This window comes from Streptomyces sp. NPDC006997 (assembly GCF_040635175.1).
Lineage (GTDB): Bacteria > Actinomycetota > Actinomycetes > Streptomycetales > Streptomycetaceae > Streptomyces.
Genome location: NZ_JBEYHH010000039.1, coordinates 1 through 13531 on the forward strand (window position 1 = coordinate 1; position 13531 = coordinate 13531).

Sequence of the window (13531 nt, forward strand, 5' to 3'; positions counted from 1 at the left end):
ATCTTCGTTTGTCCACACACCAACCGATGATCACGCGGTGGCCGTACCCGTTCCCAGCCGGGTCCGCAGCAAGATCGCGAAACCAGACTGGAGTACTAGACGACGGTTCACGAGGACAGCGACCGCCTCAAGGGCACCCGATCGGGGTTGTCGTAGAGCAGCGCGAGCGGGTGTTGGTCCACCCGGGCTCGCCTGAGTCCGGTCGGCAGCGATGCCACGTCGAGTGCGTGCGGAGGGTCGGCGTCGAGCGCTGTACGTATGGCCGCGCCGGGTGCCGGGGAGGGGCGACGCCAAACGGCGATCGGTATCCCGCCGTCCACCACGGCTTCCAAGACGTCCATGACCAGATCCTCGGTCACCTCGGCCAGCACGCAGACCGGTGACGCGTTCAGTTGTAGCTTGTCGGCCAGGTCGCCGGACACATCGCAGTCCGCGATGTCCCGCACGGCGTCCGGATGCAGGCCGCCATGTGTCTCGTACCACTGCCACTTGGCCAGCCAGAGTTCGAGATCCTCGCGTTCCTCGGGGCAGCGCAGCACTACCTCGTAGCGGCAGCCGAGCTGGACGGCCCGCTCACCGCGGCCTCTGCGCGCGGGGCGCGACACCGTCCAGGTCTCGAACGGCACCTCCAACAGGTCGAACGGAACGTGGAACTCGATCCGCGCCGGCTTCGCCGGTTCCGTCAGGAGGTGAAGGGTGAGCGCCTTCCGCACGCCTTCCAGGTCCATGGGGTCCGGAAAGTCGCCCACGTAGTCCCAGCGCTCCTGGAACGACCAGAGTTGCAGTCGGTAGGAGTCCTCGTCGTCCTCGGTCAACCGCACGTGCAGCGCTGGGGACTCGACCGGACGAGAGGGCGGCACCGGGACGGGGTCCGCGCTGAGGCGTTCACGCGTACGCTCCACCCATCCGTTCGCCGCCACGACCCAGGGAGAGGGCGCGGCACGGGATGCCAGGTGCTTGACGAACGGCAGAGCGAGCGGAACGGCACGGCTGGTGCCCTGCCGGTCGTCCAGATCACGCACGATCTCCACCAAGTCCGACGACGGCAACTTGTGCTCCATCGGCGGAACGCAGCCCGTCACCTCGAAGGCCCAGCGGTACGCCGCATAGGTGTCACGGGGCAACTCCGTGCTCTCGGATATCAGTTGCCCCAGCTCCGTCCAGGCGACCTGGTCGAGGACGAGGCCACCGGTCGGCCTGCTCGTCGTACCACCGTCCGCCCAGGTGTCCCCGTGGAGAGAAGAACCGTCCCAGCCCAGGGCGATGTCGAACTGCGGATGCTGCCAGGCCGTGCCGTTCGCTCGCATCACGGTGAAGTCGGCCTGCACGTCCCGGGCGATGTCGGGTAGGCCGAGTGTCGCCTGTTCGAGCGTTCGGCCCTCCAGACGTCTGAGGAGGGTATCCGTGAACTGGCCCGCCCGGACGGTGTTCTTCGCGGTCTCACCGGGCCGGGATGCGTAGAGCGTGAACTGCATGCGCCTGGTGGGGGCGCCCACCGGGTAGTTCACCTGGGGGAACTTCCCTTTAAGGCGTGCGATGTCCAGCCGGCAGGCATCACCCACGGTGACGGTACGGCGGAAGCGGCCACCAGCGATCTCGTCGGACTTCCACCGGCGCAGAGCCGAGCTGAGATTGAGGTGAGCGAAGAGACCGGCCGTGGCGTCGGCGTACGGCAGCAGCAGATCGTGGCGACGGTCCAGGAAGCCGTGTCCGGCCCAGTAGATCCACAGCAGGTCACCGTCGCACTGGGCGAGGTCCGTGAAGAGCGCTTCCTCGACGTTCTTCTGTGTCGCGGGTTTGGCCTCCCCCTCGACCCAGGTGCCGGCCAGGGGCGACAACAGCAGACGTACGTTGCTCTTCGGCACGCCAGCGGTGCCGGTGAGCCAGTCGGCGAAGCGGACGGCGTCGCCGGCCGGGCCGGAGAGGTTCAGCCGGGTGTCGATCTCGTAGGACTCGACACCCACCACGAGCGCGAAGGTCCGTTCCGGTGTGATCTGCGGCTCGGCGGCTGGGGAACCGTCCGTCACCGCAGTGCCTCGGCGATCCGCTCGAAGACCGGAGGGAGCTTCCAGTAGGCGCTGTGCGAGACGGGGAACGGCATTCCGCTGCGCACCTCATGGTCGACAACGCGGCCGTCGCCCGGGAAGACCGGTTCGGCGAGGTAGGAGAGGACATCCCGACGGTCGTAGATGTTGAGCCACTGAGGGAAGTCGGAGGGCAGCCGGTCACCAGGCTCCAGTCCGGCCAGCGCACCGAGTTCGTGCAGGAAGGGTGCCTGGGAGCCGACCGTCACCAACAGGCGCACAGGCAAGGGAGGTTGGCGTCGGGCAGCCAGAGCGAGGGTGTCCACGAGGGCGATGCCGCCGAGGCTGTGGCCGATGACGACCGGAGGCTCCGGGCTGTCGCCGATCACCCGCTCCAGATGGGCGCGCAGATGCTCACCGCGTGCCTGGTAGCGCAGGATGTCACCGATCTCGGATGCCTTCTCGGAGGTGACCTCACCCCGCTTACGATCCAGGAAGGACTGGGTGGCCACGCGCTGTGCCAGTCGGGACAGGACGCCCGCCGTGCGCGTCACCACGCCGCGGGCAGTCCCGCCTAGCCGCTCGCTCAGCAGGTCGACGAGCCGGTCTCGTTCCGCGTCGGTGCACAGGGCGGTGTCGCGGGCCTCGGCGAGCATCACGGCCACCAGAGCCCGGCCCGCGTGGACCCTGAGTTCGGCGGCGGTCGCGTCGTCCTCGGCGACGAGGCACGCGGCGTGGAACTCGTCGGAGCGCTCCACCGTCCACAGGGCGTTCCGGTAGCCGCCGGCCAGACCGGTCTCCCGCAGTAGTCCGGCGAGTTCGTCGTCCGGTGCCAGGACGGCGGGCAGGGCGCGCAGGGCATCGCCCACGTTCTCGCCGGGCGACTGCGTTCCCAGCAGCCCGAATCCGTCGTCTTCGGCCTCGGTGCCGAGTTCGGCCAGAACCCTCAGCTCGCACAGCGGATCGGCGAGGAGCAGCAGCCACTCTGCGGTCTCGGGATCCTCCTCCGGCTCTGGCGTGGGCCTCATGCCGGGAACTGACGCGCCACCCGCGCTGAGTTCCGCACCGAACTCCGCTCCCCAGTAGCAACGTTCGACCTCGGCCTTCGGGAATTCCTTCAGCAGCCCGACCTCGACCAGCGTGAACAGTTCCTCGAACCGTTCCCGGCGGACACCGGTCCCATGGACAAAGACGAACCTCATGCGCCCCCCGACCCCCGACGTGCCTGTGCCACAGTGAGAATAGTCCGTCGGCGAAGTTGGGGGAGGCGGTGTGACGAACCCGCCTGACTGCGTGTCATGTTCAGACGGCTATCCCCAAGGTGAAGCTCAGAAGGCAGCCAGCGGAAGCAGGCACGAAGGTCGGCGGGGACGACGACACCTCTCCATCCTGCCCCGGCCCTCCTCCGTCCGAGAGCAGAGACCGGGAAGGTCGATAGCCCCTGGTCTTCGTGGGGAAGACAAGGGGTCACCTGCCATGACAGCGGCGGTCACCGGATGCAAACCTGCGCGATTCTGAGCCGGTCGATGCTGCACATCATCCGGGCGATCCGCTCGTGGTTGATGCGCTCGCCGTCGTCGCGGAGTTCGGCGGTGATCCTGGGGACTCCGTAGGTGCCGTCAGACTCGCGGTGAACGGCCCGTATCCGGGCGGTGAGGCGAGCGCCGGCCGCCTGCCGGGCGGCTTTGTCCGCGGCCGTCCGACGCCAGTTGTAGAAGCTGGAGCAGGCGATGTTGAGGATGTGCACAGCCGCTTCACGCCGTAGCTGCGGCGGTGGTCGGCAACGAACTGGAAGCGGTTCACCAGCGCGTCTCCCCGGCGAAATACTTCGCCGCCTTCCGCAGAATCTCGCGTTCCTCCTCCAGGTCACGGACCTTCTTGCGCAGCGGCGTTCTCTGCCTCCAAGGGTGTCGGCGGCTCGGTCGGCACCTCCGCCCGGCGTCCCCGCGGTCGGCTCATGTCGGCTACCTGGACCCAGTTCCGCAAGGTCTCGGGGTTGATTCCCAGATCGGCAACGACCTGCCGGATCGTCGCCTGGGCCGCGACTGGTACAGCGCGACCGCGTCCGCCTTGAACGGCGGCGGATAGTTCTTCTTGACCACGAGATGTCCGTTCTCAGATCCTCAGGATCCAGTGTCTCGTGTGTCCAGGATCAAGGGTCAAGGCCCCACCCTGATTCGGCCCTTCCTCAGAACACCCAACAAAGATGGGTACGCCGTGTTCAACACCGGCCTCAAACAGTGGGTCGAAGACCGCACCGAGCTCGGGCCGGGTGCGTGAGGTGTCGGTGGTCGCGGGGATTGGGATCGCCACCGCGATGGCCTTCACATGGAAGAAGACCGCCACGTCACTACACCCTCCCAAGCGCATGCCGTACGAACGCCTGCTGACTCAACCCGCTGGACGATCTGCGTCTCAACGTCAGGCGGCCAGCCAGTTCACTGCCCGGGGCCCTCAGGAATCCGTGAACCTGTCGCCTTCGGGCGCCGAGCGGCAGGTTGCGAGCCTGGTGGCCAGGTCGCTGACCGCAAGCAGGGGGCAGGACTGGGGTGGGCTGGGGAGACGAACAGGCCGTGCTCGGCCTGTGGGTGGGTAAGACCGCGCTTATGGCAAGCCTGTACGATCGCAGGCGCGTTTCTCTCGGAGGGGCGTTCATGCGGTGGTAGGGGCTGCCGTCCGTATAGAGCACCCGAGGTCCCGCGTAGGAAGACCCCCCAGCACGCTGCCCTGCCTGCCAACCGCAATGAGAAAGGCGTGACGATGCCTGAGGATGCCGCCGAGGGAAGTAGTCCGCGACAGGACGTGATGCAGGCGCGGCAGATCGGTGAGGCGTGGCAGCGCATCGAGACGTGGCTTGGCCGCCATGCTCCCGCGACACATGCAGCGCTCAGGCCGGGCGCGTCAGAGGACGAGATTGCGGCCCTGGAGGAATCCATCGGCGTGCGGGCCCCAACGGAGCTGCGGGCGCTGTGGCGCCTGTGCGCAGGGAGCCGGGATGTTCCGGCGGCCGGGGTGATCCCTGATCAGGGGTGGGCGTTGCTGGACCTTGATGCGGTGGCGCGGTCGTATCAGTGGCACATGGACAACCAGCGCAGGCAGGCCCGTCGCGATCCGGAGACACTGGTCTGGAGGCCGTCGTGGCTGCCGTTTTGCGCGTGGAGTGTCACAGACCTGAGTTTCGGCAGGTTCGTCGACGCAGAGACGGGTGAGACAGGCGGATGGGATGACACGGCTGTACGCACGGTAGAAGACACGTCTCTGACCATGCTTCTCGAAGAGGTCGCGGACAGGCTGGAGTACCCGAAGCTGGCCACCGGCTACAAGCCGGGTCTGATAGGCGAAGCGCTGGTATGGGGGCCGCCGGACAGCGAGGAGGCGGCGGCCCTGTGGGAGCCGTGGACCGGATAGGACCGCAACGGCCCAGGAGGGCCGGACATGCATCCGGCCCTCCTGGGTTTTCTGGCTGAGGCTAGAACCGGCTGCGCCAGCTACAGGTGGTGTTGGCGTTCGCGCAGTGCTCGAATCCTGGGTTGGAGACGAAGAAACCGTCGCCGTCGAGCAGGCGCCAGGTCGCGGGGTTCAGGTCGCTGAACGCGCCCTGGTTCTGGCCTGAGTTGATGCCAGCACGTCCGCACCGCTCCGTTCCGGCGGGGCCGTTGGTGGCAGTCCGGGTGTCGGCGAGGATTCCGAAGGTGGCGGCGGGGGTGGCCATCTTCTCCGTGAAGAGCTGAGCGCACTTGCTGCCGTCGCTCACTTGGTTGACGCCGCCGGGGAAGCCGCCGCTCTCGTGGGTGGACGCCATGGCGTACTCGTCGCAGTCGGTCGATCCCACCGACGCGTCAGCCGGGTGCGGGATGAACTTGGTGGTTCCGCTCCCGCAGATCTTGTTACGGCTGTTGGTGCTTGTCCACGGGCCGCCGGTGGTGGGGTTGGTGACGGTGGTGTCCGGGCCGAGGTAGTGAAGAAGCGAGTCCCACTTCTTCGATCCGGCATGGTCGGGCATCTTCTCCTGCATCAGCCAGTAGTAGGCCCCGGCTGCCGGGTAGGCGTTGGTGTCCACGGTGTAGGTCGGCTTGAAGAACGGCAGCACGCAGCCGGGCGCCGGCACGGCGAGAATGTTGTCGCAGCGCGGGGCGAGTTCCCGCACGCTGTCGATACCGCTGCTGCCGAAGTCGGCGGTGGCCTTCAGGGAGTTGCTCGCGTCCACGCTCGCGGTGATCGACCAGCCAAGGTCGATCTGTTCCTTCCCGGTGCCGGTCCACCGGGTTACCACGGTTCCCCAACGGCCGTAGTAGCCGCCTGTGGGATCGTAGGTCCAGTGCGCGCCGCTGGTCGGGTTGGCGCCGTCATCCAGCCACTGGATGGGCGCGACGTCGCAGGCGGCACACGATGAATCGATGTTCCACTTCATCGTGACGCCCTCGAGAGCGGGGTCGATGTAGGTGGGGATGATGACGATCTGCTGGTCGAATTCCCCGAAGTCGCTGCCGCTCTCCGACTTGTTGCGGTAGGTCTTCATGCGCTGCTCGAACTTGAAGGTGGCGCGTCCGATCGCCGGCTTTTCCGGGTCGGAGTCGAAGAACCACAGTTCTCCCTCCCCGAGATCCTTCAGACAGGCTTCGGTGCGGTTCATGTAATCCAGGCCGTCAGCGGCGTCGGTGCACCAGTCCACCAGGTCGACCGCGTCGTTTCCGCCAGGGGTCGGGTCGAGGGCCGCGCGGTTGAGGCTCTGGGGAGCCTCCTTGGTCCTGCCGGGCTCGGGCCTGCCGTTCTTCCTGCTCTTGTCCGGCTTCGTCATGGTGAAGCAGACGCGCCGGTCCTGCTGGTCTGTCGTGGAGCAGTTCTTCTTGTCGAAGTCGCCCAGGGCGGGCGACGACAACGGGGCGGATGACGTGGCGGAGCCGCCGGGATCGGTCCGGGTGAACTCGACGATCTTCTGTTCGGCCTGGTCGATCGTCGATTCCGCCTGCTGCGGCGCGGGAAACGTCACGTACGGGTCGATGCGGAACTTCGCCCACGGCGACCAGGTCGTCTCGTACAGGCTGCCGTCGAACGCAGACGTGTGGACGAGGTAGTTGACGCCAGGCTTCAGCTTGCCGTAGGCGACCTTGAACTGAGCGGTCGCGCCCGAGGCGACGTAGCCGGACACTCCCACTCCGTACGAGTTGGAGTCGTCAATGTTGACCTGGGCCTTCGGTGTGCCGTCCGCATTGGCCGTGTAGACCTCGAACGTGACCGTGGACTTGTCGCCGTCCGCGTCGGTGACCGTGTTCTTCAGTACTACATCGGGGCTGATGACCTTCCAGGTGTCACCGCTCTTCTTGAACTGCGGACCGGCGGACGGGTTCTTGCCGGATACGGGACGCGAACCCGCTGCGGGAGAGGCGACTTCCGGACCGGCCGCCGGGCGCGTAGACGGCGCCGCGTAGGGGTCGGGACGGGCGGTGGTGGTGGCTGCCGCGGGCACGGCGGAGACCATCAGCAGGCAGGCCCCCAGGGCGATTCCCGTTTGGACGCCTGATCTCGATAAGCGCTGGTAGACAGACACGAAGGGCTGCATCCTTCCTCGAGCTGAGTCAAACGTGCGTTCGAATGAACGCGAGTGAAGGACGATACGCCTGGGAGTAGGGTCGAAGTAAGGGCGCTTTAAGGACAGATGGTCGTCGTCGAACTCGCCGCGAGGATCGGGACCAGTTGATCCTGCTGGGGGGTCCGCGACACGGATCGGGGAGCCTCTTCGGGTGACACGTCCACAAGCCGCAAGTGCGACGACGTCCGGCCCGCATTGTCTGACGGAACGTTGCTTGCACGGACCGATCGGACGCACCCAGGCACCTCCATGTGCAAGCGGGCCTACTGTTGCCCTTGTTGGAGGCCAGGATGTGACCGGTCCGCCGCGTGGGCTCCAAGTCATGCCGCCCGAACTGCTCGGCGAACTCCCGCACAGCGGCGGCCATTTCCGCGACAGCCGTCCTCATCGAGGAAATGAGCTGACCTGGATGACAACGGACAGGGTGAGCAGGGCGAACAGGGCGCCCCTCAGACCGAGCAGAAGTTCGGTGCGAGAGCAGATGGCCAGGCCCGCCAGGGCGCCACCGAGGGCGAGCGAGCCGGTGTCACCCATGAACTTGGCGGGTGAGGTGTTCCACCACAGAAACCCGAGGCACGCGGCCCGTGAGGGCGGAGGCGATGACGGCTTGGTCGAGTGGGGCGCGGACCTCCATACAGGAGGCGGGGTGAATCATCGTCATCGCGTTGGCCCACGACTTCTGGACCTGCCCGGCTCATGGAGTGTCACGCGCCCCAGCTGCTCGAGGCGGTGGGGATCGGTCCGGACACAGCCGTCGCTCTGCTGATCATGGTGGGGGACAATCCGGAACGGCTGGACATCGAGGCGTCCTTCGCCGCGCTGTAGGGGGTCAGTCCCGTCGAGCGTTCCTCGGGACGCCGGGCAGTTCCGTCGTCTCAACCGTGGGGGCGACCGTCAGGCCAACGCCGCGCTCCACCCCATCGTATTCACTCGTCTGTGGGTCGACCCGCGCACTCAGGGCTACTACGAGCGCCGCATCAAGGAGGCAAGACCCTGCGCGAAATCGTCCGTTGCCTCAAAGGCTACGCGGCCCGGGAGGTCTTCCACCTGGTCAAACAGATACAGCTAGGCCCCCGCTCATAGGGGCTGTCGTGAGACGTGAGAGGGTCTGGGGCGTGAGTGAGACACCCCCGAACACCCTGCAATACCGCTTTGACGGGCCAGAAGACGCTCCGGTCCTGATCTTGGGTCCCTCACTGGGTACCACATGGCACATGTGGGACCGGCAGGTGCCGGAGTTGGCCGAGCAGTGGCGGGTCTTCCGGTTCGATCTGCCGGGACACGGCGGTGCGCCGGCGTATCCGGCGGGCGCGGTCGGGGATCTGGTCGACCGGCTGCTCGCCACCCTGGACGCGCTCGGGGTGCAGCGCTTCGGGTACGCGGGCTGCGCGCTGGGCGGCGCGGTCGGGATCGAGTTGGCGCTGCGGCACCCGGAGCGGCTCGCCTCGCTCGTGCTGATCGCCGCCTCGCCGCGGTTCGGCTCGGCCGACGAGTTCCGGCAGCGCGGGGTGGTCGTGCGGACCAACGGCCTGGACCCCATCGCGCGCGCCGCGCCCGACCGCTGGTTCACCGCCGGGTTCGCCGCCGCGCAGCCCGCGATCACCGAGTGGGCGGTGCAGATGGTGCGCACCACCGACCCCGGCTGCTACATCGCCGCCTGCGAGGCGCTGGCCGCGTTCGACGTACGGTCCGAGCTCGCCGGGATCGGGGTGCCGACGCTGGTGCTCGTCGGGTCCGAGGACCAGGTGACCGGGCCCGCGGAGGCGCGCACGCTGGTCGCCGGGATTCCGGACGCGCGGCTGGCCGTCGTACCCGGCGCGTCCCATCTCGTTCCGGTCGAACAGCCCGCCGCCGTCACGGACCTGCTGGTCCACCACTTCTCCACGGCCTGGCAGCCCGCGTTCGACTCCGCCACCGGGCAGGTCGCGGTCCCGGCGGCCGCCGGTCCCGGGCAGCCTGTCCTCGTACCGGCCCAGCCGGGCCCGACCGGCCCGCAGGCGCCGCAGTTCGCGCAGCCGCAGCAGACCGGGCCCATCGCCGAGATCGCCCCGGCCGCCGTGGCCCCGGCGGGACCGGCGGGGCGGCCCGACCCGTACGACACCGGCATCAAGGTGCGCCGCGAGGTGCTCGGCGACGCGCACGTGGACCGGACGCTGGCGCGGACCGACGAGTTCTCCGCGGACTTCGAGGAGTTCCTGACCCGGTACGCCTGGGGCGAGATATGGGACCGGCCAGGACTGGACCGGCGCACCCGCAGCGCTGTCACCCTCACCGCCCTGGTCGCGGGCGGTCACCTGGAGGAACTCGCCGACCACACCCGCGCCGCCCTGCGCAGCGGCCTCACCCCCGCCGAGATCAGGGAGGTGCTCCTCCAGGCGGCCGTCTACTGCGGCCTGCCCGCCGCGAGCAGCGCCTTCAGGGTGGCGCAGCAGGTGGTGCGGGAGGAGACCACGCCGCAGGAGTGACCGCCTCCCGGGAGCCATCCCGGGAGCCGCCCGGCGTCGCGAGGCAGGATGGAACCATGAAGCTCACGAAGAAGTCGCACGCCTGCGTCCGTCTTGAGAAGGACGGACGGACCCTCGTCATCGACCCGGGCATGTTCAGCGAGGAGGACGCCACGGCCGGTGCGGACGCGGTGCTCGTCACCCACGAGCACCCCGACCACTTCGACGAGTCCCGGCTGCGGGCCGCGCTGGAGGCCAGTCCGGCCGCCGAGATCTGGACCCTGCGGTCCGTCGCCGAGCAGCTCTCGGCGGCGTTCCCGGGCCGGGTGCACACCGTCGGCCACGGCGACACGTTCACCGCCGCGGGCTTCGACGTCCAGGTGCACGGCGGACTCCACGCCGTCATCCACCCGGACATCCCGCGCGTCACCAACGTCGGCTACCTCGTCGCCGGCGGCAAGGTCTTCCACCCGGGCGACGCGCTGACCGTCCCCGACCACCCGGTGGAGACGCTGATGCTGCCGGTGATGGCCCCCTGGAACAAGATCGCCGAGGTCATCGACTACGTTCGCGAGGTCAAGCCCCAGCGGGCCTACGACATCCACGACGCCCTCCTCACCGACCTCGCCCGCCCCATCTACGACCGCCAGATCGGCGCCCTCGGCGGCACCGACCACCAGCGGCTGACCTCGGGCGACACGGCGGAGGTCTGAGTCCCGAACCCGGCGGGGCGGCGTTGTCAGACCCGCCGGGTAGGTTGTGGGACATGCGCATCGCGACCTGGAACGTGAACTCGATCACCGCCCGCCTGCCACGGCTCCTCGCCTGGCTGGAGAGCAGCGGCACCGACGTGCTCTGCCTCCAGGAGGCCAAGGTCGCCGAGGAGCAGTTCCCGACCGGGCAACTGCGCGAGATCGGCTACGAGGCGGCGGTCCACGCCACCGGCCGGTGGAACGGCGTCGCGGTGCTCTCCCGCGTAGGCCTGGAAGACGTCGTCAAGGGCCTGCCCGGCGACCCCGGCTACGACGGCTCGGTGGAGCCCCGCGCGATCTCCGCCACCTGCGGCCCGGTCCGCGTCTGGTCGGTGTACGTGCCCAACGGCCGCGAGGTCGACCACCCGCACTACGCCTACAAGCTCCAGTGGTTCGAGGCCCTGAAGGCCGCCGTCGCCGGTGACGCGGGCGGCAGCCGCCCCTTCGCCGTCCTCGGCGACTACAACGTGGCGCCGACGGACGACGACGTCTACGACACCGCCGCCTTCGAGGGCCTCACCCACGTCACCCCCGCCGAGCGCGCCGCCCTCGCCGCCCTGCGCGAGACCGGCCTCAGCGACGTCGTCCCGCGGCCCCTGAAGTACGACCACCCCTACACGTACTGGGACTACCGGCAGCTCTGCTTCCCCAAGAACCGCGGGATGCGCATCGACCTCGTCTACGGCAACCAGGCGTTCTCCGACGCCGTCAAGGACGCCTACGTCGACCGGGAGGAGCGCAAGGGCAAGGGGGCCTCGGACCATGCCCCGGTGGTGGTGGATCTGGAGGTGTAGGCCGGCTGCCTAGAGCAGCGTCAGGTCCACCGACTCGGCCAGTTCCGCCAGGCCCGCGTCGCCGGGGTGCAGGTGGTCGCCGCTGTCGTACTCCGGGCGCATCCGGGTCGGCTGCGCCGGGTCCCGCAGCGCCGCGTCGAAGTCGAGCACCCCGTCGAACACCGCGGCGTCCCGGATGTACGCGTTGACCTCGGCCCGCTCGGCCTCCACCGCCGCCGTGCACCCCGCCAACCCGCCGCAGGGCAGCAGCGTCGCGGCCGGGACCCGCAGACCCCACGCGTGCGCCCGGTCAGCGAGCTGCCGCAGCCCGGCGACGACCTCGTCCGCCGAGGCGCCCGACAGCAGGTCGTTGACGCCCTCGAACAGCACCGCCGTCCGCACCGACGTCTGCGCCAGCACATCCCGGTCCAGCCGGTTCAACGCGCTCACCCCGCCCAGGTCCTGGGAGACGCCGTCGCCGGGATAGCGGTCGGTGAGCACCCGGTTCGCCGAGACGCCCTGGTTGAGCACGCCGTAGTGCGGCACCGCGCCCTGCGCCAGCAGCCGGGTCGCCAGCACGTCGGGCCAGCGGCGGTTGGCGTCCACCGTCGACCGGTCACCGTCCGTGATCGAGTTGCCGAGCAGCACCACCGACCCCGGCCCCCCGCCCACGTCGACCCCGGTGAGCAGCGGCCAGGTGGTGATCGTCGAGGTGTACGCCGTCGCCGGGCCGTCCGCCGTGTGGTCGCCGGGCTGACTGACGTACGACCGCTGCACCGCCAGCCGGTGCACCGGCACCGCCGACACCGTGCCGGGGAGGTGGAAGCTGACCAGCAGGTTGGCGTCCGCGGGCACCTGGAAGGCGAGCGGATCGCTGTACGCCTGCGCCCCCGCCGGGAGCACGGCGGACGGTGAGCCGCCGAAGGTCACCGGCACCGGGCCGCCGCGCGCCGTCGCCCCGCTGTCCTGCACGGCGACCGTCGCGCGGCCGATCCGCACCGGCGTCCCCGCGAAGGTGTTGTCGAACCGCAGCCGCACCCGCGGCCCGCCCACCGAGGTGTGCACCACGAGCCGCAGCGTCCGGTCGGTCCAGGGGCCGACCGCCTGGTACCCGGAGGTCGCCGTCGCCCAGCTGCCCGTCCAGTCCGCCGTGGCCGGACGTACCGCCACCGAGAACACGTGCAGCGCGGGCGCGTACGGCAGCCGCACGGAGGCCACCTGGCGGCCCGCCGCGACGGGCACCGTCACCACGTACAGCCGGGCCTTCTCGGCGAGCTGTCCGGCGGGCGTGTTGACGTGCGGCAGCGCCACCGCCTTGGTGGCGAGCGGACCGGTACGCCAGTCGGGCGCGGCCAGCTCGTACGAGGAGAGGGTGCCGTCGGCGTAGGAGACCGTTCCGGAGCCGGTGACGCCGTCGCCGTCCGTGCCCGCGACCAGGAAGGCCAGCGCGTCGCCGGAGCCGCCCACCCAGACGCTCTGCCCCGCGGCGCGCACGTTGTCCGGGTCGCCCGCGGCGCTGTCCGGCCAGGTCAGCCGGGCCCCCTGGACGGTGAGCGCGGCGCCCGGCGTCCAGCCAGCCGCCCTCAGGTCCCGGGCGGAGAGGGAGGCGCCGAGGCCGTCGAAGTCGGCCCGCTCCGGGGCGGCGTCGTCGCTGATGGCGGTGTTGTCGTAGAGGCGGGTCAGGGGGAGGGGGGCGAACAGCGACTCGGCGGCCCGCGCGGTGCCGCCGCCCGGCAGTACGAGGGCCGCGAGCAGGGTGAGGAGAATCGTGAGGCCCGTGAGGCCGCCCGTGGGGCTCGTGGGGCTGCAAGGGGTCCCTGGATGCTTGGGCAACAAGACCGATACTCCCGGGGTGTGTGTGCCTGCTGGTGGCCGTGGGGGACCAGTGGTCTTGGGGGACGAGTGACCTGATGGGCGCGGATGAGTCACCGTGAAGCTAGGGAGGTCG

10 protein-coding genes and 2 pseudogenes are annotated in these 13531 nt (G+C 69.4%); 5 read left to right on the plus strand and 7 right to left on the minus strand.

Annotated features, from left to right (window positions below):
- Positions 1-107: 107 nt before the first annotated feature.
- From ABZ659_RS29735 to ABZ659_RS29750, 4 genes and pseudogenes are all read right to left on the minus strand, one after another.
- Positions 108-2027 carry a caspase family protein gene (locus tag ABZ659_RS29735; protein ID WP_176945206.1) on the minus strand — a complete coding sequence of 640 codons (1920 nt, stop codon included), beginning with the start codon at positions 2025-2027 and terminating at the stop codon, positions 108-110.
- On the minus strand, positions 2024-3226 hold the full coding sequence (locus ABZ659_RS29740; RefSeq protein ID WP_360225832.1) for a hypothetical protein: 1203 nt from the start codon (positions 3224-3226) through the stop codon (positions 2024-2026). The genes ABZ659_RS29735 and ABZ659_RS29740 overlap by 4 nt, the downstream gene beginning before the upstream one ends.
- A gap of 287 nt (positions 3227-3513) precedes the next feature.
- Positions 3514-3771 (minus strand): IS3 family transposase, encoded by a 258-nt coding sequence (locus ABZ659_RS29745; protein WP_360225835.1) that lies wholly within the window; start codon positions 3769-3771, stop codon positions 3514-3516.
- A 119-nt stretch (positions 3772-3890) separates the two neighbouring features.
- Positions 3891-4055, minus strand: a pseudogene (locus ABZ659_RS29750) (hypothetical protein); the annotation flags it as partial.
- 729 nt (positions 4056-4784) lie between these two features.
- Between ABZ659_RS29750 and ABZ659_RS29755 the strand changes: the two are divergent.
- Positions 4785-5432: an SMI1/KNR4 family protein gene (locus ABZ659_RS29755; RefSeq protein WP_360225969.1), complete on the plus strand. Its 648-nt coding sequence runs from the start codon at positions 4785-4787 to the stop codon at positions 5430-5432.
- 61 nt (positions 5433-5493) lie between these two features.
- Here ABZ659_RS29755 and ABZ659_RS29760 read toward each other — a convergent pair whose 3' ends face one another.
- Both ABZ659_RS29760 and ABZ659_RS29765 read right to left on the minus strand, forming a co-directional pair.
- Positions 5494-7572, minus strand: coding sequence for a hypothetical protein (locus ABZ659_RS29760; protein ID WP_360225838.1), 2079 nt, complete (start codon positions 7570-7572; stop codon positions 5494-5496).
- Positions 7573-8007: 435 nt separating this feature from the next.
- Positions 8008-8302 (minus strand): annotated as a pseudogene (locus tag ABZ659_RS29765) (phospho-N-acetylmuramoyl-pentapeptide-transferase); the annotation flags it as partial.
- Between the two features lie 8 nt (positions 8303-8310).
- Here ABZ659_RS29765 and ABZ659_RS29770 point away from each other — a divergent pair.
- The 4 genes from ABZ659_RS29770 to ABZ659_RS29785 all read left to right on the plus strand — a co-directional run bounded on the left by ABZ659_RS29770 (position 8311) and on the right by ABZ659_RS29785 (position 11604).
- Positions 8311-8439 carry a hypothetical protein gene (locus tag ABZ659_RS29770; RefSeq protein ID WP_360225841.1) on the plus strand — a complete coding sequence of 43 codons (129 nt, stop codon included), beginning with the start codon at positions 8311-8313 and terminating at the stop codon, positions 8437-8439.
- Positions 8440-8729: 290 nt separating this feature from the next.
- Complete coding sequence (locus tag ABZ659_RS29775; RefSeq protein ID WP_360225844.1) at positions 8730-10079, plus strand: alpha/beta fold hydrolase; 1350 nt, start codon at positions 8730-8732, stop codon at positions 10077-10079.
- Between the two features lie 56 nt (positions 10080-10135).
- The gene (locus tag ABZ659_RS29780) at positions 10136-10771 is read left to right on the plus strand and encodes an MBL fold metallo-hydrolase (protein ID WP_360225847.1); all 636 of its coding nucleotides are present in this window, start codon (positions 10136-10138) and stop codon (positions 10769-10771) included.
- A gap of 53 nt (positions 10772-10824) precedes the next feature.
- Positions 10825-11604, plus strand: coding sequence for an exodeoxyribonuclease III (locus ABZ659_RS29785; RefSeq protein WP_360225850.1), 780 nt, complete (start codon positions 10825-10827; stop codon positions 11602-11604).
- Positions 11605-11613: 9 nt separating this feature from the next.
- Here ABZ659_RS29785 and ABZ659_RS29790 read toward each other — a convergent pair whose 3' ends face one another.
- Positions 11614-13320: an SGNH/GDSL hydrolase family protein gene (locus ABZ659_RS29790; RefSeq protein ID WP_360225972.1), complete on the minus strand. Its 1707-nt coding sequence runs from the start codon at positions 13318-13320 to the stop codon at positions 11614-11616.
- Between the last annotated feature and the right edge of the window lie 211 nt (positions 13321-13531).

Bases quoted from the DNA above. Each gene is read 5' to 3' on its own strand.
- ABZ659_RS29740 (WP_360225832.1), bottom strand. From the start codon at position 3,226: ATGAGGTTCGTCTTTGTCCATGGGACCGGTGTCCGCCGGGAACGGTTC.
- ABZ659_RS29755 (WP_360225969.1), top strand. From the start codon at position 4,785: ATGCCTGAGGATGCCGCCGAGGGAAGTAGTCCGCGACAGGACGTGATG.
- ABZ659_RS29770 (WP_360225841.1), top strand. From the start codon at position 8,311: ATGGAGTGTCACGCGCCCCAGCTGCTCGAGGCGGTGGGGATCGGTCCG.
- ABZ659_RS29780 (WP_360225847.1), top strand. From the start codon at position 10,136: ATGAAGCTCACGAAGAAGTCGCACGCCTGCGTCCGTCTTGAGAAGGAC.
- ABZ659_RS29785 (WP_360225850.1), top strand. From the start codon at position 10,825: ATGCGCATCGCGACCTGGAACGTGAACTCGATCACCGCCCGCCTGCCA.